The sequence below is a fragment of the Glycocaulis abyssi genome (assembly GCF_041429775.1).
In the GTDB taxonomy this organism is placed as follows: domain Bacteria; phylum Pseudomonadota; class Alphaproteobacteria; order Caulobacterales; family Maricaulaceae; genus Glycocaulis; species Glycocaulis abyssi.
In genome coordinates, this window is the sequence record NZ_CP163421.1 from 2,623,655 (window position 1) to 2,649,312 (window position 25,658).

The 25,658-nt window shown below is 63.2% G+C and carries 28 protein-coding genes, 1 tRNA gene and 1 riboswitch; of the genes, 11 read left to right on the forward strand and 18 right to left on the reverse strand.

Annotated features, from left to right (window positions below):
* Positions 1-3 precede the first annotated feature (3 nt).
* The 5 genes from AB6B38_RS12655 to rlmN are packed head-to-tail and all read right to left on the reverse strand — an operon-like array spanning position 4 to position 5,761.
* A complete protein-coding gene (locus tag AB6B38_RS12655; protein ID WP_371393233.1) occupies positions 4-1,746 on the reverse strand; it encodes a heparinase II/III family protein in 1,743 nt (580 codons plus the stop codon).
* Positions 1,747-1,756: 10 nt separating this feature from the next.
* Positions 1,757-2,419: a ribulose-phosphate 3-epimerase gene (gene rpe / locus AB6B38_RS12660; protein WP_371395105.1), complete on the reverse strand. Its 663-nt coding sequence runs from the start codon at positions 2,417-2,419 to the stop codon at positions 1,757-1,759.
* 56 nt (positions 2,420-2,475) lie between these two features.
* The gene (locus tag AB6B38_RS12665) at positions 2,476-3,813 is read right to left on the reverse strand and encodes an RsmB/NOP family class I SAM-dependent RNA methyltransferase (protein ID WP_371393234.1); all 1,338 of its coding nucleotides are present in this window, start codon (positions 3,811-3,813) and stop codon (positions 2,476-2,478) included.
* Positions 3,810-4,574 carry a 2OG-Fe(II) oxygenase family protein gene (locus AB6B38_RS12670; protein ID WP_371393235.1) on the reverse strand — a complete coding sequence of 255 codons (765 nt, stop codon included), beginning with the start codon at positions 4,572-4,574 and terminating at the stop codon, positions 3,810-3,812. The genes AB6B38_RS12665 and AB6B38_RS12670 overlap by 4 nt, the downstream gene beginning before the upstream one ends.
* 32 nt (positions 4,575-4,606) lie before the next feature.
* A complete protein-coding gene (rlmN, locus tag AB6B38_RS12675) occupies positions 4,607-5,761 on the reverse strand; it encodes a 23S rRNA (adenine(2503)-C(2))-methyltransferase RlmN (protein ID WP_371395106.1) in 1,155 nt (384 codons plus the stop codon).
* A gap of 121 nt (positions 5,762-5,882) precedes the next feature.
* Here rlmN and AB6B38_RS12680 point away from each other — a divergent pair, with 121 nt between their 5' ends.
* From AB6B38_RS12680 to AB6B38_RS12695, 4 genes are all read left to right on the forward strand, one after another.
* Positions 5,883-6,491, forward strand: a complete 609-nt coding sequence (locus tag AB6B38_RS12680) for a DUF6065 family protein (protein WP_371393236.1) — start codon at positions 5,883-5,885, stop codon at positions 6,489-6,491.
* Entirely contained in the window at positions 6,488-6,646 is a 159-nt protein-coding gene (locus AB6B38_RS12685; RefSeq protein ID WP_371395107.1) for a DUF6065 family protein, read from the forward strand. Before AB6B38_RS12680 ends, AB6B38_RS12685 begins: the two co-directional genes overlap by 4 nt.
* An 81-nt stretch (positions 6,647-6,727) precedes the next feature.
* A complete protein-coding gene (locus AB6B38_RS12690) occupies positions 6,728-7,315 on the forward strand; it encodes a hypothetical protein (protein ID WP_371393237.1) in 588 nt (195 codons plus the stop codon).
* Positions 7,315-7,704: a hypothetical protein gene (locus tag AB6B38_RS12695; protein WP_371393238.1), complete on the forward strand. Its 390-nt coding sequence runs from the start codon at positions 7,315-7,317 to the stop codon at positions 7,702-7,704. The genes AB6B38_RS12690 and AB6B38_RS12695 overlap by 1 nt, the downstream gene beginning before the upstream one ends.
* Positions 7,705-7,753: 49 nt before the next feature.
* Here the strand turns inward: AB6B38_RS12695 and AB6B38_RS12700 are convergent, their stop codons facing one another.
* Positions 7,754-7,927: a hypothetical protein gene (locus tag AB6B38_RS12700; protein ID WP_371393239.1), complete on the reverse strand. Its 174-nt coding sequence runs from the start codon at positions 7,925-7,927 to the stop codon at positions 7,754-7,756.
* Between the two features lie 25 nt (positions 7,928-7,952).
* Positions 7,953-8,849: an MBL fold metallo-hydrolase gene (locus tag AB6B38_RS12705; RefSeq protein WP_371393240.1), complete on the reverse strand. Its 897-nt coding sequence runs from the start codon at positions 8,847-8,849 to the stop codon at positions 7,953-7,955.
* Positions 8,850-8,953: 104 nt separating this feature from the next.
* Between AB6B38_RS12705 and AB6B38_RS12710 the strand changes: the two genes are divergently transcribed.
* The 4 genes from AB6B38_RS12710 (at position 8,954) to AB6B38_RS12725 (ending at position 12,949) form a co-directional block, all read left to right on the forward strand.
* Positions 8,954-9,550, forward strand: a complete 597-nt coding sequence (locus AB6B38_RS12710) for an SH3 domain-containing protein (protein WP_371393242.1) — start codon at positions 8,954-8,956, stop codon at positions 9,548-9,550.
* A 167-nt stretch (positions 9,551-9,717) separates the two neighbouring features.
* On the forward strand, positions 9,718-10,254 hold the full coding sequence (fabA, locus tag AB6B38_RS12715) for a 3-hydroxyacyl-[acyl-carrier-protein] dehydratase FabA (RefSeq protein WP_371393243.1): 537 nt from the start codon (positions 9,718-9,720) through the stop codon (positions 10,252-10,254).
* A complete protein-coding gene (fabB, locus tag AB6B38_RS12720) occupies positions 10,251-11,462 on the forward strand; it encodes a beta-ketoacyl-ACP synthase I (RefSeq protein WP_371393244.1) in 1,212 nt (403 codons plus the stop codon). Before fabA ends, fabB begins: the two co-directional genes overlap by 4 nt.
* Positions 11,463-11,890: 428 nt before the next feature.
* Positions 11,891-12,949, forward strand: coding sequence for a ribonucleotide-diphosphate reductase subunit beta (locus AB6B38_RS12725; RefSeq protein ID WP_371393246.1), 1,059 nt, complete (start codon positions 11,891-11,893; stop codon positions 12,947-12,949).
* Positions 12,950-13,154: 205 nt separating this feature from the next.
* Here the strand turns inward: AB6B38_RS12725 and AB6B38_RS12730 are convergent, their stop codons facing one another.
* From AB6B38_RS12730 to AB6B38_RS12775, 10 genes are all read right to left on the reverse strand, one after another.
* Complete coding sequence (locus AB6B38_RS12730) at positions 13,155-13,457, reverse strand: GIY-YIG nuclease family protein (RefSeq protein ID WP_371393247.1); 303 nt, start codon at positions 13,455-13,457, stop codon at positions 13,155-13,157.
* Positions 13,458-14,272: 815 nt separating this feature from the next.
* Positions 14,273-16,168: a phosphomethylpyrimidine synthase ThiC gene (gene thiC, locus AB6B38_RS12735; protein WP_371393248.1), complete on the reverse strand. Its 1,896-nt coding sequence runs from the start codon at positions 16,166-16,168 to the stop codon at positions 14,273-14,275.
* A complete protein-coding gene (locus AB6B38_RS12740; protein ID WP_371393249.1) occupies positions 16,165-16,683 on the reverse strand; it encodes a hypothetical protein in 519 nt (172 codons plus the stop codon). Before AB6B38_RS12740 ends, thiC begins: the two co-directional genes overlap by 4 nt.
* Positions 16,678-16,778, reverse strand: a riboswitch (TPP riboswitch). (Overlaps the previous gene by 6 nt.)
* A gap of 167 nt (positions 16,779-16,945) precedes the next feature.
* The gene (locus tag AB6B38_RS12745) at positions 16,946-18,385 is read right to left on the reverse strand and encodes a hypothetical protein (RefSeq protein WP_371393250.1); all 1,440 of its coding nucleotides are present in this window, start codon (positions 18,383-18,385) and stop codon (positions 16,946-16,948) included.
* On the reverse strand, positions 18,382-18,825 hold the full coding sequence (locus AB6B38_RS12750; RefSeq protein WP_371393251.1) for a TadE/TadG family type IV pilus assembly protein: 444 nt from the start codon (positions 18,823-18,825) through the stop codon (positions 18,382-18,384). The genes AB6B38_RS12745 and AB6B38_RS12750 overlap by 4 nt, the downstream gene beginning before the upstream one ends.
* A gap of 89 nt (positions 18,826-18,914) precedes the next feature.
* Entirely contained in the window at positions 18,915-19,232 is a 318-nt protein-coding gene (locus AB6B38_RS12755) for a hypothetical protein (RefSeq protein WP_371393252.1), read from the reverse strand.
* Between the two features lie 60 nt (positions 19,233-19,292).
* Positions 19,293-20,606, reverse strand: a complete 1,314-nt coding sequence (locus tag AB6B38_RS12760; RefSeq protein WP_371393253.1) for a dicarboxylate/amino acid:cation symporter — start codon at positions 20,604-20,606, stop codon at positions 19,293-19,295.
* Between the two features lie 97 nt (positions 20,607-20,703).
* Complete coding sequence (locus AB6B38_RS12765; protein ID WP_371393254.1) at positions 20,704-21,024, reverse strand: hypothetical protein; 321 nt, start codon at positions 21,022-21,024, stop codon at positions 20,704-20,706.
* Positions 21,025-21,235: 211 nt separating this feature from the next.
* A complete protein-coding gene (locus tag AB6B38_RS12770) occupies positions 21,236-21,769 on the reverse strand; it encodes a carboxymuconolactone decarboxylase family protein (protein WP_371393255.1) in 534 nt (177 codons plus the stop codon).
* Positions 21,770-21,868: 99 nt separating this feature from the next.
* Positions 21,869-22,423: a peroxiredoxin gene (locus AB6B38_RS12775; RefSeq protein ID WP_371393256.1), complete on the reverse strand. Its 555-nt coding sequence runs from the start codon at positions 22,421-22,423 to the stop codon at positions 21,869-21,871.
* A 133-nt stretch (positions 22,424-22,556) separates the two neighbouring features.
* On the opposite strand from AB6B38_RS12775, the gene AB6B38_RS12780 reads away from it, so the two are divergent.
* Together AB6B38_RS12780 and AB6B38_RS12785 are read left to right on the forward strand one after the other, a co-directional pair.
* Entirely contained in the window at positions 22,557-23,495 is a 939-nt protein-coding gene (locus tag AB6B38_RS12780) for a hydrogen peroxide-inducible genes activator (protein WP_371393257.1), read from the forward strand.
* A gap of 68 nt (positions 23,496-23,563) precedes the next feature.
* Complete coding sequence (locus tag AB6B38_RS12785) at positions 23,564-24,373, forward strand: undecaprenyl-diphosphate phosphatase (RefSeq protein ID WP_371393258.1); 810 nt, start codon at positions 23,564-23,566, stop codon at positions 24,371-24,373.
* Between the two features lie 12 nt (positions 24,374-24,385).
* Here the strand turns inward: AB6B38_RS12785 and AB6B38_RS12790 are convergent, their stop codons facing one another.
* On the reverse strand, positions 24,386-25,348 hold the full coding sequence (locus tag AB6B38_RS12790) for a complex I NDUFA9 subunit family protein (RefSeq protein ID WP_371393259.1): 963 nt from the start codon (positions 25,346-25,348) through the stop codon (positions 24,386-24,388).
* 174 nt (positions 25,349-25,522) lie between these two features.
* Here AB6B38_RS12790 and AB6B38_RS12795 point away from each other — a divergent pair.
* A tRNA-Leu gene (locus tag AB6B38_RS12795) sits at positions 25,523-25,609 on the forward strand.
* Positions 25,610-25,658 lie beyond the last annotated feature (49 nt).

Genomic DNA, 25,658 nt, shown 5'->3' on the forward strand with positions numbered 1-25,658 from the left:
CTATCACGCCCCGCCGACGCGACCAAGGCGCTGGAACGCCCATCTTACACGGTTTGGCGGCCGCTCGCCTCCCCCATACGATTCTGCCTCGCCGGAGATGACCAGCTGGGTCGAGCGCACAGGGCTGGGGCCACTGGCGAGATAAACCGAGCGTTCCAGCCGGACAGGGCCGCCATCGGTGCGGAAACGCCAGCCATCGCCATTGGGCAGGACCAGAAGCGCGCTTAAGGAATCGCGCGAAAGAGACGCCTTCACGCCGGGATGCAGCTGGAAGCGGATGGCAAAGCTCAGAAGCTTTTCCGGATCATCGGGCGGGCCGTCCTCAACGGGGCGGTAAATGCCGTCCTCGCCGCGCAGATCGCCGCCATCCACGGCCAGGAAGAGCCGCCGGCGTATGCCGACCCCGAACTTGGCCCGGTAGCCATCATGGCTGGATTCCAGCCAGACGCCGACATCTTCCTCATTGCGGCGCGCACGCACCGGATCAGGCCCGGTCTCGAACCGGTCGCCCAGCAGATTGCGCTTCCAGCCCGGACGGATAAGGCGCGCCAAGGAGGTTTCCTCCAGCGTCAGCGCAGAGTGAGCCGCTGTGGCCCGCACCGCCTCGCGCCAGGCCGGCGGCTGGTCATCATTCCAGCCGCAATTGACGATCAGGCGGCCACCGGGCGGCGCAAATTCGAACGATAGCGCGCTGGCATGGGCGTTCACCCCGTGCACGCCTTTTGCCGGCCCTGCCGCATCCAGAATGACGACAGAGCCGCCCGCCTCGGCGCGGTGATAGCCCGAATGGGGCGCGACGTTGAAAGGTTTCACCTTTTCGCGCCCGCGCATCGCGGTTTCAATCAGCCGGGTCGATCCCTCGCCCCCGCCATGGAAGCTGGCAAGCCCTTTGGGGCCCATGCGGAAGAAGCGCACCGCGCCCGCCAGCCGGTCCATCGCCCGGCTGATTTCGGTATCGAGCGTCAGCCCCTGCGCGTTGGCCAGCGCATCCAGCTGCACCAGGGCGGCCAGGATGCGCGCGCTGGTCAGTGGCGTGCGGCTGACATGCCCGCCATCAGGCAGGACTTGCGATTTGAGATCGGCCGCCAGCTGGCGTTCGCCGGCCTGGCGTGTGCGCTGGCCCAGCTCCAGGCTGATGGAAGCTGCCGTCAGGGCGATGGCAGCGTCTATCCGCTCGGCGCTGGCCGGCAGCAGGGGCAGGGCGCGCCGCAGCCGGGCGGATTGCCGGACAAGGCTTTTCAGCCGGGTATCGCGGGCGCTGCGGTCATCACCGCCATCCAGCAGCGGCAGGACCTGCAGCCAGATACGCACCCGGCGCGCCAGTATGGCCGGGCTCCACGCAAAACTGTTCCAGCGGCCAAACCATGAAAGCCAGTCATCAATCAGGGTGAGGGCCGTATCTGTGGGATCGTCCTCGCGCACCGCCAACAGGTCGGGCAGCCACTCAAAGCTGTGCAGGCGTGCGGCAAAGGCCCGCGACGGCGCGGGCAGCGCCCACACGCTCTCGCCAGCCGGTACGCTGAGCGTCTCGCCGCCCAGCGTGAACCGGCCTGCCAGCAGCGCTGCGCCGCGCGTGGCATCTCCGCCGGCAACCGGTTCGAGAGGATGGATGGTGCGCTTGCCCGACCCCCCTCCCAGAGACAGCATGCGGTAGGGCGGCAGGAAATTGGCAAAATCGGAAAGTTCGCGGCGCATCGCGCCAAGGGCGGCCTGCCCGATATCGCGGCTGGTGACGAGAGAGCCCATGGGCGCTGTGTCAGCCTCCGCGCAAGGCGTGGATATTGGCCGCGTAGCGGTCCGGCCCGCCGGTGAACACGGCAGAACCGGCCACCAGCGCATCCGCGCCCGCCTCGACGCATTGCCGGGCGGTCTGCGGGTTCACCCCGCCATCGACCTCTATCAGGGTGGACGAACCGGCTGCGTCTATCATCGCGCGCAGCGCCTCGATCTTCTTCAGCTGGCTGGTGATGAAGCTCTGCCCGCCAAAGCCCGGATTGACGCTCATCACCAGCACCAGATCCAGCTCCTCGATCACGGGGGCGAGCACATCAGCGGGCGTTGCCGGATTGAGCGCCGCACCGGCCTTCACGCCGTGCGACTTGATGGTCTGGATGGTGCGGTGGAAATGCGGCCCGGCTTCCGGGTGCGCGGTTATCATGTCCGCGCCTGCATCGGCAAACTGGGCGATGTAAGGATCAACCGGCGAGATCATCAGATGCACGTCGAACGGCTTTTTCGACCAGCTGCGCAGCGCCTTTACCACGGCCGGGCCAATGGTGAGATTCGGCACGAAATGCCCGTCCATCACATCGACATGGATCCAGTCGGCCCCGGCCTCGTCGACAGCCTTCACCTCCTCGCCCAGCCGGGCGAAGTCCGCAGAGAGGATGGAGGGTGAAATCTTGACTGTGCGCGCCATGGTAACGGGCATATCAGCGCCCCCCGGCAAGGGCAAGCTGGCGCGGCCAGTAAGGGTTAGGGCTGCCCCACCAGCCGCGCGATGAAGAAGCCGTCCAGCCTGCCTGTCTCCGCCCACATATCGGGCCGCGTGCGCACATCGCCGTCGGGCGTGAGAGCATCGCCAAGACCGGGCAATTCATCGGCGCTTACGGGTTCGCGGCGGGCTTCGGGCGTGCGGGCCAGGAAGGCAGCGATCTGGTCTTCGCCCTCTTCCGGCTCCAGCGAGCAGGTGCAGTAGATCAGCCGCCCGCCGGGCCTCAGCATGGCAAACGCATTGTCGAGCAGCTGGGCCTGCAGGGCGGCAAGGCTGGCGATGTCGGCTTCGCTCTTGCTCCATGCCACATCCGGGCGGCGGCGCAGCGTGCCGGTCGCGCTGCATGGCGCGTCCAGCAATACGGCGTCGAGTTTCTCATCGGGCTGCCAGCTGGTGGCGTCGGCGGTGATGATCTGCGCCTTCAGCCCGGTGCGGGCAAGGTTCTGGCTGACGCGCTTCAGGCGCGCTTCTGACCGGTCAACCGCGATGACATCCGCCCCGGCTGCGGCCAGTTGCAGCGTCTTGCCGCCCGGCGCCGCGCAGATATCGGCGATGCGCTCACCCGCCTTCGGGGCCAGCAGCTTTACCGGCAGCGCGGCGGCTGCGTCCTGCGCCCACCAGTTTCCGGCCTCGAAACCCGGCAGGGCGGTGACATCGCCAATCCCCTCTTTGCGTATCGTGCCGGTGGGGAGCAACTCGCCGCCGATTTCGCTCGCAAAGCTGGCAGCATCGAAACCGGGCTTCACGGAGAGGTCCAGCGGCGGGGCACCGGCTCTGGCCAGCGCCATCGCGCGGGCCGTGTCCTCGCCGTAAATCTCGCACCATCGCGCGCGCAGCCAGTCCGGCAGATCGATGAGCGGATCAGCGGCAATAAACGCCTCCGCACCCCGTTCTGACACCCGGCGCAGCACGGCGTTCACCAGCCCTTTCAGGCGGCGGCCCTCTTCGGCGGCACCTGTAATCCTCACCCAGCCATCCACCACCGCGTGCGGCGGCGTCATCAGCACCAATAGCTCGGCGGATGCCAGCGTGAGCACGGCCCGGCCAAACACCTCGCGTGGACGCAAGGGCTTGTCGAGGAAGCTGTTGTAGGCCGCTTCCAGCGTGCCCCGGCGGCGGATGGCGGCAGAGAGGATGGCTCTGGCAAAGGCGCGGTCGCGCGCCTCCATGGCCTTGTAACCGGGTTGAGCGGAGAGCGCGCTATCGAGCGCCGCGCCATCGGCCTCCATACTCAGAAAGGCTTTCAGCGCCGCCTCACGGGCGGTCAGGGGGCGGGGTCTGGGGCGAGCGGCGGCGTTCGGCCGGCGTTTGGCTGTCATGCGCCCGGCGGCACTTCGGTGCCCTGTCTCAGCCAGCCTGTCAGGGCGTAGCGATAACCAGGCGCGAACGGTGCCACGACGCTAACCGCATGCTGGGCAGGTACGCTGAAGAGGGCCAGCGTGTTAAATCCCGGAACAAAGGCTTCGTCGACATGGCCCTGGGCGTTCAGGAATTGAAGCTGCCCGCCGAAATCAGCGCGCCAGCCGGGTGTCAGGTTGATGACATAGGCGGCCAGCCGGTTCTTGCCGTCCACATCATCATCATGGGTTGTGAGATAGTGGCCCGGCCCGAACGCGGTCGCCTGGCTGTCAGTGTAGCTGATAGCGCTATGCCCGGTGATCGCGCGCGCCAGCTCCAGAAAGTCCGGGCTGCGCACGATGCCCAGCGCTTGGCGCAGCACCGGATCATCCAGCCTGTCCTGCATGCCCAGATCATAAAGCGGATAATTGCGGAACAGGTACTGGAAGCCCTGCCGCGCCTGCAGCCCTGCCGTCTCGACGAACTGGGCATATTTCGCCTTGTCGAGTGCTTCCATGGCGCTGGCTTCGAACGCCCGGTGCTGGCCGCCAATACAGCTTACCAGGTGCCAGCCGGTCCAGCTGTGCAGGCGCTGATAAAGGGCGTTCGCGGTCTCGGCGGGCAGCAGATCAGGCACGAGCACCCTGCCATCCTTCGCAAATTTCTCCGCGAGCTGAGCAATATCATCACGTGGTGTCAGACGAGGCTCGGCCGCGCCGGCACCAGGTCCCGCGCTGGTCATGGCCGCCCCTGCCTTGATTGGCTGTTCACGCTTCAAGCCCCCGCCTCTCTCTCCAGACGGCGCTTTTCGCTGGCGCGCTGTTTCACGCTTTCAGAGCGCAGCTGCCCGCAAGCGGCCAGGATGTCGCGACCGCGCGGCGTGCGGATCGGGCTGGCATAACCGGCCTTGTTCACGATGTCGGCAAAGCGCTCGATCGTCGCCCAGTCAGAGCACTCGTAAGGCGAACCCGGCCACGGGTTGAACGGGATGAGGTTGATCTTGGAGGGTATGCCCTGCAGCAGGCGTACCAGCGCCTTGGCTTCGCCGGGCGAGTCGTTCACGCCCTTGAGCATCACATATTCGAACGTCACCCGCTTGGAGTTGGAAAGCTCCGGATAGGCGCGGATCGCGTCCATCAGCTCGGCAATCGGGTATTTCCTGTTCAGCGGCACCAGCTCGTCGCGAAGCGCGTCATTGGTGGCGTGCAGGGAGATTGCGAGCATGGTGTTGGTGCGCGCGCCCAGCTCCTCGATTTTCGGCACCACGCCGGACGTGGAGACCGTGATGCGCCGGCGGCCAATGCCGATGCCCTCGCCATCTGAAATCACATCAATCGCATCAGCGACATGATCGAGATTATAGAGCGGTTCGCCCATGCCCATGAACACCACATTGGTGATCTGGCGGTCTTCCAGCCGGCTCGGCCATTCGGCCAGATCATCCTTGGCGATCAGCACCTGCTGGACGATCTCGGCAGCGGTGAGATTGCGCACCAGCGCCTGTGTGCCGGTATGGCAGAACGTACAGTTGAGCGTGCAGCCGACCTGGCTGGACACACACAGCGCGCCCGACCGGCCAACGCCCGGAATGAACACGGTCTCGCATTCCACGCCCGGTGACAGCTCGATCAGGTATTTGCGCGTGCCATCGACGCTCACCCGGCGATCGGTTATGCGCGGCCGGGCAAGGGTGAAATGCTCTGGCAGGCGCTCTCGCAGCTCCTTGGAGATGTCCGTCATCGCGGCAAAATCGGTGATGCCGTACTGATAGACCCAGCGCCAGATCTGGCCTGAGCGCATCTTCGCCTTTGTCTCCTCGACCAGCCCGGTGGCGATGAGACAATCGCGAATCTGGCCCCGCGTCATCCCGGCCAGGGATGGCGTGACGGCGGGCCGCTTTGCGGCGGAAAGATCAAGGCTCGTGCTCATGGCCGCGCGATATACGTCAATCGCGGCCAAATTGCGAGGGCGCGCCTGATTGACACGGTTCTCGAAGGGCTTCGCCCGCGCTAGGCTTTTCTAGACGCCATCATCAGCACCCGGTTGATTCATGAAACTTCTCTGCCATCCCCTCGCCGCGCAGGCCCCCACCATCCGTGCCGCTTCCGGCCGCCGCCAGTGGATGGATGACACGCCCGAAAGCTTTGCCTATCGCTGCCTGCCGCTGGCGGTGGCCAACCAGCATGGCTGGGAGGTGTTCACGCCCTCTGGTCTCACCGCGCGCTGGAATGGCGGGCAGCGCGTGGAGGATGTCGAGGTGATCCTCGATGATCCGCTGACCATGCACCAGCCGGGCAGCGCGATGACAAATTTCGGCTCCGGCATACTCACCTTCGAGATGAGTTTCCTGCTGCGCACACCGCCGGGCTGGAACATCTGGGTCACCGGCCCGGTCAATGGTGTGAAGGACGGCATCGCGCCGCTGTCGGGTGTGATCGAGACCGACTGGAGCCCCTATTCCTTCACCATGAACTGGCGCTTTACACGGCCCGGTGAAGTGCGCTTCGAGGCCGGCGAGGCGGTCGCCCATTTCTTCCCCGTGCGCCGGGATCTATTTGACCGGATCACGCCGGAATTGCGCGCCATTCAGTCCGATCCGAAAACACTGCAGCAGCTCAATACCTGGCGCGAAAGCCGCGAGGATTTCGCCGGCGGCTGAAAACCGGCGACAAGGCGGCGGCGGAAGAAAAATGGCAGAAGGGCTATTATCGCGGCCTGATGCCGGATGGCAAAAAAGGCCCCAGCGATCACAAGACGAAAGTGCGCGTCGAGGAGTTCAAACCGGCCGCGCCAAAGCCGGGGAAGGGGCGGTAGGGCGGGTCATTGCCAGAGCAGCGCAAGCGGCGCTATTTTAGCGCTAAAACCGCAGTTGCTTATCGGCTCAAGGAGAATAAGTTGATTTTCAAATTTTTCTTGATGTTTATATTTGTAGCGCTCTCGGCGACCGCTATGGAAGATGCGAGTGCTTATAAGTTTCAGGGCAATAATTGCAATTTTGTTGTTATACTTAATGAGGAGTCTGAGCGGGTTCGTTTTGCTTCATTTCTTCGGTTGGCATTTGGCGATGAGATTTGGATCGTCAATGATTTTGATGCTTCCGACTTCCGGGCAGTCAGTTTGACGCCAACTTCTGGCTGCTCAAACAGCACAGGGTCAATAATTTCAGACCGGGTTAACGACATTCTTTGGAGGTATAGTGATGTTGAAATATTGTCTGACTCTGAATCGGAGTATTTTTTTCCAAGTAGAAGCTGCACGAGCAGCCTGCACGCTCGATATCATTTGAATGAATTGCAAATTTCAACCGTAATATCAAGCTTCGAAAGGATAGGCGTAGATATTGCAGTCAGCCATTCAAGTGATTCGGATATAGTATTTAATGTTCAAGATGTATGCGGACACAGCGGTATAGGATTAGCGGAAATTCTTGATGATATCGTGTGGACGCTCCAACACGAAATCGGACCGAAATCACGCCGGTAATGTCAGCGATAGTCGATAGTGAACAACGAAAACTGTTTATTGAGGCAGATGTACGCCTTCGGACACTTCAGGAGATGGGCTGGACCCAGTGGCTCGGCGTTCAGCCGGGCGGGCGCTTGGCCATCTATGTGGATGGCATTCACTATGACTTTGTGGTGGACGAGTGCGAGCCGCGAATACCGCCGGGAGAGCAAGGCAAAGCAGAGCTTATCACGCTAAGCGAGGCGCTGCTAGAAACGGACACTCGTGTCGGCTCTGTTGTCGAACTGAAAGGTGGAGCAACGCTTCTCGGTCACGCTCGAATTGACAGCATGGCAAGGGTCTGGATTGAGCGGGACCGGAACAACGAAAAAGGCTACCGCATTTCCAGAGGTCCAGTGCCGTTGTAATCGGTTCACGCGGTTCTGGGCATGAACAGCCATGGCCGGAATCGCTCGACTAACGCAGCCGCGTTTTCTTTTTCTTCTTGCTTGCGCCGCGCGCGGTCAGGACCAGCACGGCGGTGAAACCGGCTGCAAAGAGCAGGCCGACCACACCGCCGGCTATCCAGCTGCCCATCAGCACGCCGAACAGGAAGGCAAGGATGAGGCCCGTGCCCACGGGCAATACCATCACCCTTAAAGGCGGCAGTCTGGGCTTATTGCGTGAGGCCGGTGATGTCACGATAGAAGGTCCATGTCATGCGTTCTGTGGTGATGAAACCCCAGTTCCACGCATCATGGAAGTCGCTTAGCGGATTTTGTTCCTGAATGGCGGCGAGGTCATGGCCTTGCTCCACCAGCGCGGCCACGCGCGCGCGGCCCTCGATCAGCATGTCACGGCTGGCGATCAGGTCATCGCGGGATGAAAGCGGCCCGTGGCCTGCGATGAAGCGGGTCTCGTCATCGCTAAAGCCGATAATCTCGTCCAGCGCCGCGACGAAGCCTTCCACCGAGCCGCCGGCATCCAGATCAATGAAGGGATAGCGCCCGGAAAACAATAGATCGCCCATATGGATGATATTGGCGTCAGCGATATTGACGATGATGTCGCCATCGGTGTGCGCATTGGCAAAGTGCAGAACCTCGCCCGTCACGCCAAAGCGGCTCAGCATCATCGCCTCGCTGACGAGGATATCGGGCAGGAAGGCCTCATCCAGCGCCGCGGGCGTATTGCCGGTCAGCTGATTCAGCACCGGGTTGGCGAGGCGCTCGGCCACATTGCGGTGGGCGAGGATACCGGCCCCCAGCGCCGCGAAATGCGCATTGCCCAGCACGTGGTCGCCATGGAAATGCGTATTGATGACAAGGGTCGGTGCCCGCCCGCCGCTGGCTTCGAGTACCGCAGCCTCCAGATCATTGAGGAAAGGCGGCATCTGGGTGTCGATCATGATCAGATGATCGCCCGCATCAATAAGGCCGACATTGCCCGCCCGGTCATTGGCGATCATGTAGATGCCGTCTTCCAGCTCGGTCGTCTCAAAGCCGTTCTGGGCCATGGCTCCGGCAGCGAGCGCCAGGCTCGTGGCAATGGCGGTGGTTAAGGTGCGCAGCATGAGGTGTCTCCCTTTTCCTGTGTCAGCCAGCATACATGGTGCGGCAAAAACCGGTGCCAAGCTTAACCTCGAATTCACCACCGCGCGCCAGTTTCTTCTCCCTGATGACCCGCTCCGCTTTTGCCCCCTTTCTGCTTGCTATGACCGCCGCTCTGGCGGCGGGTGCGCCTGCCTGGGCGCAGACATGTGATACGCCGTCGGGCCAGCCCGTGCCGCGCTTCGTGACGCTGAAATTCAGTGAGGTGCGCGGGCGCATCGGCCCCTCGACCAGCCATGCGGTGCGCTGGGAATATCGCCGTCAGGGCCTGCCTGTAGAGATCGTGGCGGAAACCTCCGACTGGCGGCGTGTGCGCGATCCGCTGGGCGAGGAAAGCTGGATGCACCGGCGCACCCTGTCTGGCCGCCGCGCGGTCCATGTGGTCCAGGAGACCGGGCTGCACACGCGTCCGGATGTCGAATCGCCCGAAACGGCGCGGGCCGAACCCGGCGCGATTTTGTGGCTGGAGCGCTGCCGTTCAGGCTGGTGCCGCCTTGAATCCGACGGTGTGCGCGGCTGGGTGATTGCGGCCTATCTGTGGGGTGCCTACGCCCATGAACAGGCCGCCACGCCAGACCCGGACGCCCCGGCCGGCCCGCCCTGCAATGGCGCGCGCAGCGCGGCACAGGAGATTGCGGAGGCGCAGGACGTTTCCGGTCTCTAGATATTGTCCGGCTGCATCGGGGGGAGACAGGGGGCGCTGCCCCGGTCTAGATTGCCTCCAATCCAAAAAAGGGCAGGGTCCGTGCAGGACCGCCCTTCAAGTCCCCTGGCCGTGCCGGCGCGCTAGCGTGCGCCTTGCAAGGCGCGGCCCATCAGGCAGAGACACGCATGTCACAATACCCTTCAAGCTTTAATTATGATGGTCTGATCGAGTGCGGTAAGGGCCAGCTTTTCGGCCCCGGTAACGCCCAGCTTCCCCTGCCGCCCATGTTGATGGCTGACCGCATCACGCATATTTCCGGTGAGGGCGGCCAGTTCGGCAAGGGTCAGGTCGTCGCCGAGCTCGATATCAACCCCGATCTCTGGTTCTTCGCCTGCCATTTCGAAGGTGATCCGGTGATGCCGGGCTGCCTTGGCCTTGATGCGATGTGGCAGCTTGTGGGCTTTTTCCTCGGCTGGTCGGGCGCGCCGGGCAAGGGCCGGGCACTGGGTGTCGGCGAGGTGAAATTCACCGGCCAGGTCACCCCGGACGTGAAGAATGTGCGTTACGTGATTGATCTCAAGCGCGTCATTATGCGCAAGCTTGTGCTGGGGCTTGCCGATGGCGTGGTCGAGGCCGACGGGAAGGTGATCTACACCGCAACCGATCTGCGCGTGGGTCTGTTCAAGCCCGAAGACATGAGCAAACCAGGAGTGCCTGCATGAGACGGGTCGTCGTCACCGGAATAGGCATTGTCTCGTCCATTGGCGAGGACAAGGACAAGGTTTCAAAGGCGTTGCAGGCCGGTAAATCCGGCGTGATTGCTGCGCCTGAATATACCGAGCTGAACTTCAAGTGTCAGGTCCATGCCCGCCCGCCCGTTGCTGCCGCAGACCATGTCGACAAGCGCGCCATGCGCTTCATGGGCGAAGGTGCAGGCTGGGCCTATATGTCGATGGAGCAGGCCATCGCCGATGCGGGTCTTGAGCCGGGCGATGTCTCCAATCCGCGCACCGGCCTGATCGTCGGCACGGGTGGCCCCTCCACCGAAGCCATCGTCACCGCCGCTGACATCACGCGTGAGAAGGGTCCGCGCCGGATCGGCCCGTTTGCTGTGCCCAAGGCCATGGCCTCCACCGGCTCCGCAACGCTGGCCACCCCCTTCCAGATCAAGGGCCTCAATTATTCCATCAGCTCGGCCTGCACCACCTCGCTGCACTGCATCGGCGCAGCGGCCGAACAGATCCAGTGGGGCAAGCAGGATGTGATGTTTGCCGGTGGCGGCGAGGAATTGCACTGGTCGCTGTCGAACCTGTTTGATGCCATGGGCGCGATGAGCTCGGGCTATAATGACACGCCTGAACGCGCGAGCCGCGCCTTTGACAAGGACCGCGACGGCTTCGTCATCGCGGGTGGTGCCGGCATTCTGGTGCTGGAAGAATATGAGCGGGCGAAAGCGCGCGGCGCGACAATCTATGCCGAGATTGTCGGCTATGGCGCCACCTCTGACGGCCATGACATGGTCCAGCCCTCCGGCGAGGGTGCGATCCGCTGCATGCAGAACGCCATTGCCGAGGCCGGTGGCCGCACTATCGACTATATCAACCCGCATGCCACCTCCACGCCCGTCGGCGATATCAAGGAGATGGGCGCGCTGCGCGAGCTGTTCGGCGATCACGTGCCGGCCCTGTCGGCCACCAAATCGATGACCGGCCACTCTCTCGGCGCAGCCGGTGTGCAGGAGGCGATCTACTGCCTCTTGATGATGCGCGACGGCTTCATCGCCCCGTCCATCAATATCGACAATCTCGATCCCGAGTTTGACGGCCTGCCCATCGTGACCAAAACCACCAAGGCCGAGATCACCACCGCCCTGTCGAACTCGTTCGGCTTTGGCGGCACCAATGGCACGGTGATCTTCTCGAAGTTGTAGGGGATCTTTTGCTGCCGCAGCCCATCCGGGCTGCGATGTTCCGCGAAAAGTCGCGGGCGCGCATTCGCGCTTGCGGCGCTGCGCGCCGGGCAGTCCACCCCATTTCGTCATTCCAGAAAGCGCTTTAGCGCTTATCTGGAACCCAGTGATTGAAAAATACTGGGTTCCGGCGTGCGCCGGAATGACGAGGTGTGTGGGTTGCGACCCGGCAAAAATCCCACTTTTCCACCGCCAAGCTCATCACATTGTCACGCCAGCCGCACACTAGGGGTGGACGTTAGGGATGGCTTAACCACAATATCTAGATGTTGAGGGAGAGGCGCGATCTGATTCACGCATGTGGCGCGGCAAACACGCGCCTTGCCTGAATCAGCATCTCGCCCAACCATCGCCCCGGCACGCGCCAGACAAGAGGATTTGCATTCGCCATGAGCACCGGCCCCATCATCTCCAGCGACCGCCCCGGCCTGCTGACGCCCAGCTTTGCCTACAAGCCGTTCCGCTATCCGTGGGCCTATGAGTACTGGAAGCGCCAGCAGCAGGTGCACTGGCTGCCCGAAGAAGTGCCGCTGGGCGAGGACTGCAAGGACTGGGCGACCAAGCTCACCGATGGCGAGCGCAGCCTGCTCACCCAGATTTTCCGCTTCTTCACCCAGTCTGATGTGGAGGTGGGCGCCAACTACATGGAAAACTACATGCCGCTCTTCAAGCCGGTTGAAGTGCGCATGATGCTGGCCTCCTTCTCCAACATGGAGACGGTCCACATTGCGGCCTATGCGCTGCTGCTTGAGACCATCGGCATGCCCGACACTGAATTCTCCGCCTTCATGGAGTATCAGGAGATGTCGGCCAAGCACGATTATCTCGGCAAGTTCGGCGTGGAGACCGACCGCGACATCCTCACCTCCATGGCGGTGTTTGGCGGCTTCACCGAGGGGCTGCAGCTGTTTGCCAGCTTTGCCATGCTGATGAACTTCCCGCGCTTCAACAAGATGAAGGGGATGGGCCAGATCGTGTCCTGGTCGGTGCGCGATGAGTTGCTGCACTGCGAGGGCATGATGAAAATGTTCCACACCTTCGCCGAGGAAACCGGCGCCTATACCCAGTCCGTCAAGGACGACATTATCGATTGCTGCAAGACGGTCATCGGCCTGGAAGACAAGTTCATTGAGCTGGCCTTCGAGGCCGGCGAGGTGGAGGGCATGACGCCGGACGATATCAAGAAATATATCCGCTATATCGCCGACTGGCGCCTGCAGCAGCTCAAGCTCCCGCCCGTCTATGGCGCGAAGGAACATCCGCTGCCCTGGCTCACCGAGATCCTCAACGGGGTGGAGCACGCCAACTTCTTCGAGGCCCGCGCCACCGAATACTCCAAGGGCGCGACCAAGGGCGACTGGCACGGCGATGAAGGCGTGTGGTCGAACTTCGACCAGTGGGTCTCGAAAAAGCGCACCCTGCCGACACAGGCCGAACTGGCCGAGTAGGGGCTTATGGCTCATCCGCACATGCGGGGGATGAAAAGGGGCAGGGCAACCTGCCCCTTTTTGCTGGCCGGGCTTATCGCCGGGTTATGGTCCCGCCTCGTCGTTCCCGCGCAGGCGGGAACCCAGAGCCGCTTGTCACTGCCTTCGCCCCATGATCTCTGGATTCCCGCCTGCGGGGGAATGACGAGGTAGAGAGGCAAAGGGATCAATAGGTGAGTGTCTCGAACAAATCATTCCAGCGGGGATTGGTTTCCTCGATGAGGCGCAGCTTCCACGCGCGGTTCCATTTCTTGATCTGCTTTTCACGCAATATGGCCGCGTCCATGGTCGCGTGATGTTCAAACCAGACGAGGCGAAGAACGCCATACTTTTCCGCAAAACGTGACCCATGGCCCTCACGGTGCTCCCAGATACGCCGCACCAGATCGCTGGTTACGCCGCAATAGAGTGTTCCGTTGCGGTCACTCGTCATCAGATAGACACAAGGCTGAAAGGGCCGGTCGCGCATACAGGCAGAGTGTAGACTTCACTACCCGCCCGCAACCCGCAACTCGTCACCCCCACGCAGGTGGGGGTCCAGAAATCGAAGGGCGAAGGCAGTGCCAAATGGCTCTGGGCCCCCGTCTTCACGGGGGCGACGCGGTGGAGACGCAAGAGATACTGTGATCAGCGCAGGCTTGCCCGGAATGCCGAAGAGACGGAGGATAAATCCCCACTTATCCCCCTCCTGTGAACTTGCCGCATAATAGCCAGCGTTCATCTCCGGCAAGACGGCGGTCCGGAATGCGTCCCGGCCGGGAGATGAAGCGGTGACCTGAGACGGGGTGCGCCCTGATGTCTGGCCAATGCCGGGCATCGACGCGGGGTTCATCCTCAGGTTCAGGCGGCCGGCAGAGCGGAAAACCGTAGCGGGCACGGTCTGTCTCACCCTTGTGGAACGGCTTGATGGTCCTTCGCTGGACAGGCTGACCCTCGGGAGGGCTTATCCGGGGTCACGGAGGCTACGGCTATAGAGCAGCGTAAGGTATCCGCCCCGGCTGAAGAAACACCTGCGTGCGGGCGGCCTTGAGAGGGCCCGTTTGAACGTTCGCGATTGGCTTTCCCAAAGCCGCCCGCGCCATCCGTCCCTTACCCTCGCCCGAGAAAGGGTGGGGATGAAGGTGCTGGGAGAGGCATTGTACCGGCGATGGGCACTAAATGGCCCCTCTCGTCATGCCCGCGCAGGCGGGCATCCAGAGATCATGGGGCTCAGACGGTTGCCAGTGGCTCTGGGTTCCCGTCTTCACGGGAACGACGAATAGATTTTGACCGGGAGGGAAAGGGTCACTCCTTCTCCAGATATATCTCCCCACCCTTCCTTTTAAATTCCTCGGCCTTCTCCGCCATGCCCTGTTCGGCCTCGTCCTTCGAGACGGGGGCTGATGCCCCCTCCTCAGGATGAGGGGCGTTGGGGCTGCGCGCCGTGCCGAACTGGTCGCGAATATCCTGCGTGATCTTCATCGAACAGAATTTCGGCCCGCACATGGAGCAGAAATGGGCCACCTTATGGGCCTCTTTGGGCAGGGTCTGGTCGTGGAAATCGCGCGCGGTGTCAGGATCGAGGGAGAGGTTGAACTGGTCCTCCCAGCGGAACTCGAAGCGGGCGCGGCTTAGCGCATCATCGCGCAGCTTCGCCGCCGGGTGGCCCTTGGCGAGATCCGCCGCGTGGGCGGCGATCTTGTAAGTGATGACGCCGGTCTTCACGTCATCGCGGTCTGGCAGGCCGAGATGCTCCTTCGGCGTGACATAGCAGAGCATGGCGGTGCCGAACCAGCCGATCATGGCCGCGCCAATGCCGCTCGTGATGTGGTCATAGCCCGGCGCAATATCGGTGGTGAGCGGCCCCAGCGTGTAGAAGGGCGCCTCGCCGCACACCTCCAGCTGCTTTTCCATATTCACCTTGATCTTGTGCATGGGCACATGGCCCGGCCCCTCGATCATCACCTGGCAGCCGCGCTCCCAGGCGATCTTGGTCAGCTCGCCCAGCGTTTCCAGTTCGGCAAACTGCGCGCGGTCATTGGCGTCCGCGATGGACCCCGGTCGCAGGCCATCACCCAGCGAGAATGACACGTCATAGGCGCGCATGATCTCGCAGATTTCCTCAAAGCGCTCATAGAGGAAGCTCTCCTTGTGGTGGGAGAGGCACCACTTGGCCATGATCGAGCCGCCGCGGCTGACGATGCCCGTCACCCGGTTGGCCGTGAGCGGCACAAAGGGAAGCCGCACCCCGGCATGGATGGTGAAATAGTCCACGCCCTGCTCTGCCTGCTCGATGAGGGTGTCGGCGAAGATGTCGAAATTGAGATCCTCCGCGATGCCGCCCACCTTCTCCAGCGCCTGATAGATCGGCACCGTGCCGATGGGGACGGGCGAATTGCGCAATATCCATTCGCGCGTGTTGTGGATGTTTTTCCCTGTGGAGAGGTCCATCACCGTGTCCCCGCCCCAGCGGATCGCCCAGACCATCTTGTCCACCTCTTCCTCCACGGAAGAGGCGACGGCCGAATTGCCGATATTGGCGTTGATCTTCACCAGGAAATTGCGCCCGATCACCATGGGCTCCAGCTCGCCATGGTTGATGTTCGCGGGGATGATCGCCCGGCCGCGCGCAATCTCGCTGCGCACAAATTCCGGCGTCACGAACTGGGGCACCTCCGCGCCAAAGCCCTCCCCGTCGGCATGGCGTTCGGCAGCGCCCGAAAGTGCCCGCGCCCGGCCGATATTTTCGCGCTCGGCGGCGTAGATCATCTCCTCGGTGATGATGCCGGCCTTGGCAAACTCCATCTGCGTGACCGGGCCAGTGCCGGTACCGCGAAGGGGTTTGTGGCGCACAGGGAAGGCTCTAGCGAGATACTTGCCCGTCGCTCCGCCATTATCGAGCGGGGAGAGCGGGCGGCCCTCATATTCCTCCACATGTCCCCTGGCCTTCACCCACTCGATGCGGGTGCGCGGCAGGCCCTTTTCCACATCGATGCTGGCGGCAGGATCGGTATAGGGGCCGGAGCAGTCATAAACGCGCACGGGCGGCTCCATCGCGGTGGGGTGCAGCTCGATCTCGCGATGCGGCACGGCCAGATGCGGCGCAGCCTCGGGATGGGAATACACCCTGCGCGAACCGGCCAGCGGGCCGGTGGTGACTTTCGGGGTCGGGAATTCGGACTGGCTGACGGGCTTGTTCATGAGGGGCGTCCTAAGGCTTGGGTGATTGTGCGTTCGGCGGTGTCGATATCGGCGAGGTCGTAGAGGATCAGCGGGTCATCATCCTCATCGTGGCCATGGAGATAGAGCTGCAGACTGCCGCGTTCGCGCACAACCGCTTTCAGCGCGCCGGGCAGAACGTGGGCACGCCAGTCGGAGGCTGCATCCCAAGCAATAAGGCGCTGATTGGTCAGGACGTAGTGGTACTCTGACCGGGCGCGTTCGCGGTGCGCCCTCACCGCACCAATGGCGATCCAGACCGCCATCGCCACAAAGGCAATGGTGAATGCGCCAACTGCAAGGCGGGGAAGCAGATCAGTCACGATCAGCAGCCAGAGGCAAAGGGCGAGGCTGGTAAAGACGAGGATGATGGTGGGCAGCAAATAGTCTGCAACCCGCTTCGCAACACTGGCGTGACGCCGCGTTCCCGGCCCGGCAGGGCGGTCCTGCCAGATCACGGTCTCGCCTTCGAGAAGGATATCGTTCAGATCACTCATCGCCTGCTCCATCCCGACGCCGGCATGACCCGGATCCGGTCCTGAGGGTGCTGTCTCAGCCCCGTGACCATCACGGGGCGCCCCTTGGAACTTATGTTTCCCACCATGGTGGAAACGAAACTGCGGCGCAAGGGGAGGGGCGTGGGATGTTGTGATCGAAGCGCCTCTAACCTGAAACGCGTGTCATGGCCCGGCTTGCCTGCGCCCGCGCAGGCGTGGGTCCCGGACCGCTACGCGGCCGGAGGATGACAACGGTGAAACCTCACCCCACCAGAAAGGGCCGTCCGCAGCGTACATCGCGCAGGTAAAGCTCTGACTCGGCTATGGTCAGGCCCAGATCAACGAGCAAGCCATCCACGATCGCCAGAGAGCCATTGAGCGCGCCGGACAGCGGCAGGCCGAGGCCCAGAAGGTTCACCTGAGCGCCCAGGCCCGAACGGATGATTTCGGGCCGTCCGCTCTCTACATGTTCGCGCGTCAGCACCGCCTCCACCTCGCGCCCGGAGGAGAGATCAACCCTTAGAAGCGATCCCAGGAGGCCCAGCGCGCCGCTGATCCTCGCTTTGGCGGGCGAGGTGGTGACGGCAAAGCGCGCCTCGGCCCGCCCGTCGGGATGGCAGGTGAGCGAGACAAGGCGCGCGCTGGCGGTGGCATCTTCTATCTGGACGGTGAGGCGGCCCAGCCCTGCGCCCACACTGACATCCAGGCCGAGCTGGCGGGTATGGGCCTCAGCCCCCTCCAGCCCTGCGCCATGGACGGAGGCAGTTTGCGGCGGCTGGCCAATGTCAAGCTCGATACTGGCGAGCGGAGCGTTTACCGTCAGGCCCACCTGCCGTCCACCCTGCGCTGCGAGCGCGCTGGCCATCACCAGATCAGCCAGGCCGATATCGGCTCCGCTAGCGAGGCCGGCATGGGTCATGCCGGGATCAAGGCTGAGGATATCGCCAATGCGCACTTGCCGGGCCGCATGGGAGGACTGGCGGGCAAGCACATCGAGAATGGCGGGCGCGTCGCTGCCCATGGCCTGCACCGCGGCGTTCAGCGCGTCGCCCAGCCTGACCCGGCTATCGAGCAGGGTTTCATAGCTTGCCGCCATCAGCCCGGTCTCCAGCCGGAGCGCGTCCAGAAAGCCCGGGACCGAGATGCGCGCATCGGCCAGCGCCCGGTAATCCATCACCGTGATGGCACCTGAATAGCCCGTCAGCGCGGCCAGCACGGCGCCGGAATACCCGCCCTCCAGCCGCACAAGGCGCGAGGCTATCGCAAAGCTGACCGTGTCCTGCCGGGCGGCTGTGGCCTCAGCGCGGGCACGCCATGAGCGGTCATTGACGCGCAGGTTCGAAGTGTTGGCCGAGCGCAGTTCCACATGGGCGGCGTTATAGGGCGCGATACCGGCCCGGAAGCGGTCAGCGGGCGCGCGCTCCGGATCGCTCTGGTAAAGGCCCGGCTCCACCAGAATGTCGAAATTGCCAGGGTCGAAACCCTGATCGGACAGGACCGCGCGGGCGCGGGTAAGTGAATAGTCCTGATCCCTCACCGCGATCAGGGCAATGAGGTCTGCCGTCGCCTGCAGCTCGCGCTTGTGCAGATGGTCAAGAATTTGAATGAGGGTCAGCACCAGCAGCAGCGCGCCTGCGGCAATGCCGCTGGCCATGAGCGGGGCCGCCGCACCGGATGTGTCTTTCAGGAAGCGCATCATCATGCCAGTCCCCCGTCACGGATGACCTGGCGATAAATGACCTGGTCGGTGGGCAGGGGCAGCAGGCCCCGGAAAACATAGGCCGGGTGCGCGCTGGCATCATAGCGCACCACGATCTCGGTGAAGCCTGCGCGCGGTATTTCCACCGCCACGCTGGCGCGGTCGGGATCAAGCAGGAAATAGCGCGGCAGCGTGTCGGCGACATGGCGCTCGACGATTGATACGCGTTCGTCCGCTGACAGGCCCGCGATGGATGAGCGCGCGGCTTCAGCGGTCAGCTGCTGCAGGCTGATATGGGTGGAAAACAGAAGCCCGTAGGCGATGGTGCCTGCCAGCAGCAGGATCATCAGCGGGGCCAGAAGCGCGAACTCCACCGCCGAGACGGCGCGGGCATCGCGCAGGAAAGTGCTGCCCTTCGAGGCAGCCACGAGCAGGATTCGCATCACGCACCTCCTTATTGCAGGAGCATTGCAATGCAACCTGCAGGCGTAGAGATATGCGAAACGGATTAATACAACTTATACGAGAGTAGTTAATTTGCCCGGGCGGGGTTCAGGCGCGTGGCCAGCGCTCCCAGCCGCCAGACGATCCAGGCGGCGGCCCAGACATTGCCCAGCACTGGCAGGGGCAGGATGAAGGCCAGGGCGACCAGCTTGTTGCGCTCAAACAGCCAGATGATGACGGCCAGAAAGACAAAGCCGAGATACAGATCGATAAGGGCGACGACGCCCCACGGATCGGCGATCATCTCGGAAAAGCTGGCGCCGATACTGGCGCTCTGCGAGGCCCATATAATGCTGGCCAGAAGCGCGATGCCGCCCAAGGCCAGAAAAACGCGAAGCAGGGTCATGGCGGGCTCCGTTACCGGTGAGGATGTCCCTCACCGATACGAAGCCCGGCCCCTGCCGGTTCAGCTGCCTGCGTTGTCCGGCGTAGTTTGCACCGGCATGGGCTTGTCGGCAGGCGCGCGGAAACGCTCCTCGTCCAGCTCGCCCTCCCACTTGGCCACCGCGACCGAGACGGCGGCATCGCCGGTGACGTTCAGCGCGGTGCGCGCCATGTCCATGACCCGGTCCACCGGCAGGATGAAGCCGACAATGATGGCAATCTGCTCTGGCGGCACGTTGAACGTGCTCAGCACGATCGCCAGCAGGAACAGGCCCGCGCTGGGGATACCGGCCGCCCCGATGGAGGCGATGGCGGCGGTAAAGGCGATCATGAAGTAATGGGTCAGTGTCAGCTCATAGCCAAATGCCTGCGCCGTGAAGAGGGCGAGAATACCGAGATAAAGCGATGTGCCGTCCATATTGATCGTTGCGCCGAGCGGCAGGACGGAACCGGCTACAGAGCGCTTCACGCCGAGATTGTCGACCACATTGGTGATGGTGACGGGCAGGGTCGCTGAAGAGGAGGCAGTGGAGTAGGCGACGGCCTGTGCATCGACAATGCCGCGCAGGAAGTTCAGGAGCGGCAGGCGCAGCACGAATTTTATCAGCCCGCCATAGACCAGAATGGCATGGGTGAAGAGTCCCAGATAGACGGTAAGGATGAGCAGCCCGATAGAGGCAAACGCTTCCAGACCCTGGCTGACCGTGGTGTAGGCGACGAGCGCGAACACGCCGAACGGAGCCACTTCCATCACCATATGGGTGACTTTCAGTACGACATCGGAGGCCGAGTTGAACAGCTCGCCCACTGGCTTGCCCGCCTTTCCGGCCATCAGAATGCCGATACCCAGCAGGACGGCAAAGAAGATCACGGCCAGCACATCGCCGTCGGCCAGCGCGGCAACGGGGTTATCCGGCACGATGGACAGAAGGCGGCTGGCGAGCCCTTCGGCTTCGGTGGAGACCGGTACAGCGTCCGCCCCGCCCAGATCCGCGCCCGCGCCGGGGCGGAAGAGAAGGCCGAAGATGATGCCGATAATGTTGGCAAAGAAGGTGGTGGCAAAATAGAGCGCGAGCGTCTTGCCGCCAATAGGGCCGAGGCGCTTGGGATCACCCAGCGCATAGACACCTGCCACCAGCGTGGTCAGGATCAGCGGCACGATGAGCATGCGGATGAGGCGGATGAAGAGATCGCCGACCGGGCGGATATAGCTCTCGATCAGGCTGGTGGCCGCTTCCGCGCCCATCATCTGGGACATCAGCGCGCCAAAACCGATGCCAAGCACCAGAGCGCCCAGCACGCGCTTCCACAATGCCGTTCCAAACCACCAGCTCATAGACGCCTGCCCCGCTTCTGCCGAATTGCACGCAGCCTAAGCGCCGTTCGCGCAGCGTCAATCAGGCGATGCGGCGGGAAATGCGGGAAAAACCGGCTTACTGGGGGGATTCGCGGCGGCGCGTCAGGGTGTCAAAGCCCTTGATGAACGCGATGCGCGCCATCAGGAAGGCCCAGATGCTGCCGATGATGAGCAATAGCGGCCCATGCGGCTCTCCTGCCCAGATGCGCGAGATCAGCACAATGGCGAGCGCGAAAATCATATGCCGGCCGACATGGCGCCAGGTCAGGTCGCGATAGCGCGAGGCACGGCGCATGGTGCGCGCTGAAAACCAGCGCCATGCACTGCCCGCACGCCCGGCATCGTGCCGGTCGCGCTCTGGGGCGGTCTGCCCGATATGGTGGATCGTATCAGCCATAAGATCAGGATACGGAACTTAATCGCGTTCGTCAACCGGAATCAAATTGCTGATTTTTCGTTGTTAAAATCCTTTGCGACGGTTCTGTGACTGTCATGGTTTTTAACAAAGTATGAGCGGGTAAGGTGAGCGCAAGCGAAAACCCCGCCACGGACGCTCCGCAGCGGGGTTTCAAAAGCGCCGTGTGAAGGGCGCGCTGACGGTGCGAGAACTAGGCTGCAGCGGCGGCTTCGGCTTGAATCACGCTGGCGGCGGCATTGACTACCGAGGCGATGCGCACGGCGGTCTGGATCTGGTCGGCACTGATGCCATGCTTTTTCAGCTCGGCCTCATGCGCGTCGATGCACATGCCGCAGCCATTAATGGCGGAGACGGCCAGCGACCACAGCTCGAAATCGGCTTTGTCGACGCCCGGATTGGCGATGACATTCATGCGCAGGCGCGCGGGCAGGGTCTTGTAGTCCTTGGCGGAAGCGAGATGCACGAAGCGGTAATAGACATTGTTCATGCCCATCACGGCGGCGGCGGCCTTGGCGGCGTTCACCGCTTCTGTTGAAAGCTTGCCGTCGACTTCGCCGCCGATGGCACGGATCAGCGCCGCATTGCCCGTGACCCAGGCCGAGGCCAGGAAGCAGCCATATTTCTTCTGGTCGTCCAGCGCGGTCTCGCGCGCCAGTGAGGACAGGTTCAGCCGGATATCCTTGGCGTAGTCGGGAATATGCTCTTTGAGGCTCTCAAGGCTCATGGGGAAGGCTCCGAGTTGGTATGTCGCAGATATGAAAACGGGCCGCGCCGGGAGGAGTGACGCGGCCCGCTTTGCAGGGCTCTAAAGGGGTAAAACCCTTTAGGCCGCTTTGAGTGTCTCGCCGCCGACCGCGCGGTTGCACGGGCACAGCTCGTCGGTCTGCAGCGCGTCGAGCACGCGCAGCGTGTCTTCCGGATTGCGGCCTACATTGAGATTGGTCGCATAGACGTGCTGGATCGTGTTCTCATCGTCCACGATGAAGGTGTAGCGGTAGGCCACGCCTTCGGGCGAACGGATGCCGAGCTGATCCACGAGCGAGCCGGTCGTGTCGGCAAACTGCCACTGGTTCAGCTTGTTGAGGTCGGCATGCTCGCGGCGCCAGGCCAGCTTGCAGAACTCATTGTCGGTGGAGCCGGTCAGGACCACGGCGTCACGGTCGGCAAATTCGTCATTCAGCTTGGCGAAGGCGACAATCTCGGTCGGGCACACGAAGGTGAAATCCTTCGGGTAGAAGACGATCACCTTCCACTTGCCGGGGAAGCTGGCCTGGGTCAGCGTTTCGAACGCGGACTCGCCATTTTCCTCGTGATGGTTGAAGCCCGGCTTTACGCCCGTGATTTCAAATTCGGGAAGTTTCTGGCCGATACCCAGCATGATCGTCTCCTGTCTGACTTGATAAGAATGGCAACGCCGCGTGGGCGGCGTTTGCTGCTGCAGCAAGTGCTATGCTGCGCGCGCGAAGGCAAATCGATTGTCTCTGGATCAGCGATAGGCTATCTCGATAGCCATGAGTGCAAATCTTCCCACACTGCGGCAGCTGCAATTTCTTATCGTGCTGGCCGAGCACGGCAATTTCAGCCGCGCCGCCGAGGCGGCCCACGTTACCCAGCCCACCCTGTCAGCCGGCATCAAGGAGCTGGAGCTGAGCCTTGGCACCACTCTGGTGGAGCGCGGCGCAAGGGGGGCAAGCCTGACGCCTGCAGGAGAAGCGGCTGCGGCACGCGCGCGCACCATCCTCACCGAGGCGGAAGATCTGGTTCACGCCGCCCGCGCGGCTGGCGAGCCGCTGGCCGGGCAGTTCCGCCTCGGCGTGATCCCGACCATTGCGCCCTTCCTCCTGCCGCGCGTACTGCCAGCCCTGCGTGAGGAGTTTGGCCAGCTGGAGCTGTTCCTGCGCGAGGATCTGACACCGCGCCTCGTCGATGCCCTCAAAGAGCGCCGGCTTGATGCGGCTCTGATCGCGCTGCCTTACGAGGCAGCGGGGATCGAGACGCGCTCCATCGCCATGGACGAGTTCCTGTTTGCCTGTGCGCCGGACCACAAGCTGGCGGATGCCAGTCCGCTCAGTCCGGCCATGCTGGCCGATGAATCCCTGCTCCTGCTGGAAGATGGCCATTGCCTGCGCGACCATGCGCTCAGCGTATGTTCGGCCAGCCATTCTGCTGCCGGTCCCGGTTCAGGCCGCGCGGATGCGGCGCGGTCGGACTTTGCTGCCACCAGCCTGCATACGCTGGTGCAGATGGTCAGGAGCGGGCTTGGCGCGACCCTCCTGCCGCGCCTGGCGGTCGATGGCGGGGTGGCAGACGGGCTCGGCCTTGTCATCAAGCCGTTTGATCCCCCCGTAGCGGGGCGCGAGATCGGCATGGCCTGGCGGCGCGGGTCGGCACGCGCGGACGAGGCTGCGAAACTGTCAGAGGCGGTCAAGGCGGCGCTGGCTCCTCGCTAGTCTTCATCACCTCGCAACAAAGCTGTGCGTAGCTGACGGCGGCATGCCGTCCGGGGAGATTTAACGCCATGAGCCTGATGTTGCTGGTCCTGATCGCGATTGTGCAGGGCCTGACCGAGTTTCTGCCCGTCTCGTCCTCTGCGCATCTGATCCTTGCCCCTCTGGCCTTCGGGGTAGAGCCGCAAAGCGTGCTCATCGATGTGATGGCGCATATCGGCTCGCTGCTGGCGGTCTTTGTCTATTTCAGGAAGGAGATCTGGGAGGTCATCACGGGCGTCTTCGCCTGGTTTGCCGGCCGGATGACGCCGGGCGGGCGGCTGGCGCTGCTGGTGGTGATCGCCACCCCGCCGGTGATGCTAGCAGGCGCGGTGCTCTATTTTACCGGCTGGATGGATCTGGTGCGCTCGCCTGCCGTGATCGCGGCTGCCACGCTGGTCTTCGCCCTGCCGCTCTGGCTGGCTGACAGATATGGCCCGCGCGTGAAAACCGTGGAGACGCTCACCTACAAGGATGCTGCCGTGATCGGCCTTGCCCAGGCGGTAGCGATGATCCCCGGCTCCAGCCGCTCCGGCCTGATGATGACGGCGGCGCGCATGCTGGGGGCGGAGCGCTCTGCCGCCGCGCGCTTTGCCATGCTCTCCAGCATTCCCGTCATTGCCGCTTTCGGCCTGCAATCGGGCATTGATCTGGCGCGCGGTGAAGATCCCGGTGCCAGCCTCTCTGACGGGCTGATCGCGGCCGGGCTGTCATTCGCGGCGAGCCTCATCGCCATCCACCTGCTTTTGAAGCTGGTCGACCGGTTCGGCTTTCTGCCCTTCGTGATCTACCGCATCGCGCTGGCATGCGTGATTCTGGCGGTAATCATCTGGGTGGTGTGAAGGGAAAAAACCCTACTCCGCAGCCGCGAACTGTCCGCCGCGGCGGAAGCGGTAGAGATAGCCCGGTACGACCGATTCCACCGAGGCCGGGCTGATGCCCAGATCAGACAGGCCCGGCGCGCCTTCGGCTGCGACATTGTCGGTTTTCAGCAGCGTCACCTGATCGCGCGTCAGCACGATGGGCACGAAGGGCAGCGCGCCTGCGATCTCTCCGGCAAACCCGACACCGTAAGCGGCAAGCCAGGGCAGCGGCACCAGCAAGCGCGGGCGCTGGATGGTCGCCAGCATGTATTCCATCAATTGCTTGAAGCTGTAACTGGCAGGGCCGCCAAGCTCGTAGGTCTTGCCTTGAGCCTGCGGGTTTTCCAGTGCGGCCAGCACCGCCGCGCCGACATCCCCGGCCCAGACCGGCTGGAGCAGCGTCTTGCCGCCGCCGATCAGCGGCAGGGCAGGCGTATAAAGCGCCATCTGGGCGAAGCGGTTGAAGAAGCTGTCCTCGGCCCCGAACACGATGGAAGGACGCAGGATCGTGGCGGTGGGAATAGCGTCCATCACCGCTTTTTCGCCGGCGGCCTTGGTCTGTGCATAGGCTGACTTGCTGTCTGCGTCCGCGCCGATGGCCGAAATCTGCACAAAGCGGGTAATGCCCGCTGCTTTTGCGGCCTCGGCAATGTTCTGCGCGCCCTGTGCCTGCACCGAGCGGAAGGTCTGGCGGCCGGACTGCGCCAGAATACCGGTCAGGTTGATGACCGCGCTCGCGCCTTCAACCGCGCGCTCGATCGAGACTTTGTTGCGAACATTGGCCTGGACGAGCTGTATCTGGCCGACCGAGCCCATGGGTTTGAGGTCAATGGCGGTATGGGGCAGGCGCGTGGCGACGCGCACCCGGTAACCGGCCCTGACCAGCGCGCGCACCGCATAGCGCCCGATAAAGCCCGATCCGCCAAACACCGTGATCATTTCGTCGCGCAGCATGTTGGTCTCTCCCGGCGAGCCTTGAAAATGTGTCTGCGGGCGCCTGTTCCCGCGAACGCATGCGTGTTGGTAGCGGATAGACCAAATTTGTGGCCCGTTGGCAACGCCGCACAAGGCGCGTTGACAGCGCCCGCGCCCGCATTTATCACCGCGCCTCCGACGCCCCAGAAACATGCCCAGGTGGCGGAATTGGTAGACGCGCTGGCTTCAGGTGCCAGTTCCCGCAAGGGAGTGGAAGTTCGAGTCTTCTCCTGGGCACCATCTGGTTTCATGGATGGCGACACACAAAAACGGCCCCTCGCGAGGGGGC

Coding starts and splice junctions, on each gene's coding strand:
- AB6B38_RS12670 (WP_371393235.1), bottom strand. CDS start 4,574: ATGACCAGCGCGGGACCTGGTGCCGGCGCGGCCGAGCCTCGTCTGACA.
- AB6B38_RS12665 (WP_371393234.1), bottom strand. CDS start 3,813: ATGACAGCCAAACGCCGGCCGAACGCCGCCGCTCGCCCCAGACCCCGC.
- AB6B38_RS12655 (WP_371393233.1), bottom strand. CDS start 1,746: ATGGGCTCTCTCGTCACCAGCCGCGATATCGGGCAGGCCGCCCTTGGC.
- AB6B38_RS12775 (WP_371393256.1), bottom strand. CDS start 22,423: ATGCTGGGTATCGGCCAGAAACTTCCCGAATTTGAAATCACGGGCGTA.
- rlmN (WP_371395106.1), bottom strand. CDS start 5,761: ATGAGCACGAGCCTTGATCTTTCCGCCGCAAAGCGGCCCGCCGTCACG.
- AB6B38_RS12780 (WP_371393257.1), top strand. CDS start 22,557: ATGAGTGCAAATCTTCCCACACTGCGGCAGCTGCAATTTCTTATCGTG.
- rpe (WP_371395105.1), bottom strand. CDS start 2,419: ATGGCGCGCACAGTCAAGATTTCACCCTCCATCCTCTCTGCGGACTTC.
- AB6B38_RS12790 (WP_371393259.1), bottom strand. CDS start 25,348: ATGCTGCGCGACGAAATGATCACGGTGTTTGGCGGATCGGGCTTTATC.
- AB6B38_RS12785 (WP_371393258.1), top strand. CDS start 23,564: ATGAGCCTGATGTTGCTGGTCCTGATCGCGATTGTGCAGGGCCTGACC.
- AB6B38_RS12755 (WP_371393252.1), bottom strand. CDS start 19,232: ATGACCCTGCTTCGCGTTTTTCTGGCCTTGGGCGGCATCGCGCTTCTG.
- fabA (WP_371393243.1), top strand. CDS start 9,718: ATGTCACAATACCCTTCAAGCTTTAATTATGATGGTCTGATCGAGTGC.
- AB6B38_RS12730 (WP_371393247.1), bottom strand. CDS start 13,457: ATGCGCGACCGGCCCTTTCAGCCTTGTGTCTATCTGATGACGAGTGAC.
- AB6B38_RS12710 (WP_371393242.1), top strand. CDS start 8,954: ATGACCCGCTCCGCTTTTGCCCCCTTTCTGCTTGCTATGACCGCCGCT.
- AB6B38_RS12725 (WP_371393246.1), top strand. CDS start 11,891: ATGAGCACCGGCCCCATCATCTCCAGCGACCGCCCCGGCCTGCTGACG.
- AB6B38_RS12750 (WP_371393251.1), bottom strand. CDS start 18,825: ATGCGAATCCTGCTCGTGGCTGCCTCGAAGGGCAGCACTTTCCTGCGC.
- AB6B38_RS12740 (WP_371393249.1), bottom strand. CDS start 16,683: ATGAGTGATCTGAACGATATCCTTCTCGAAGGCGAGACCGTGATCTGG.
- AB6B38_RS12765 (WP_371393254.1), bottom strand. CDS start 21,024: ATGGCTGATACGATCCACCATATCGGGCAGACCGCCCCAGAGCGCGAC.
- AB6B38_RS12760 (WP_371393253.1), bottom strand. CDS start 20,606: ATGAGCTGGTGGTTTGGAACGGCATTGTGGAAGCGCGTGCTGGGCGCT.
- AB6B38_RS12680 (WP_371393236.1), top strand. CDS start 5,883: ATGAAACTTCTCTGCCATCCCCTCGCCGCGCAGGCCCCCACCATCCGT.
- AB6B38_RS12695 (WP_371393238.1), top strand. CDS start 7,315: ATGTCAGCGATAGTCGATAGTGAACAACGAAAACTGTTTATTGAGGCA.
- AB6B38_RS12745 (WP_371393250.1), bottom strand. CDS start 18,385: ATGATGATGCGCTTCCTGAAAGACACATCCGGTGCGGCGGCCCCGCTC.
- AB6B38_RS12705 (WP_371393240.1), bottom strand. CDS start 8,849: ATGCTGCGCACCTTAACCACCGCCATTGCCACGAGCCTGGCGCTCGCT.
- AB6B38_RS12770 (WP_371393255.1), bottom strand. CDS start 21,769: ATGAGCCTTGAGAGCCTCAAAGAGCATATTCCCGACTACGCCAAGGAT.
- fabB (WP_371393244.1), top strand. CDS start 10,251: ATGAGACGGGTCGTCGTCACCGGAATAGGCATTGTCTCGTCCATTGGC.
- thiC (WP_371393248.1), bottom strand. CDS start 16,168: ATGAACAAGCCCGTCAGCCAGTCCGAATTCCCGACCCCGAAAGTCACC.
- AB6B38_RS12700 (WP_371393239.1), bottom strand. CDS start 7,927: ATGGTATTGCCCGTGGGCACGGGCCTCATCCTTGCCTTCCTGTTCGGC.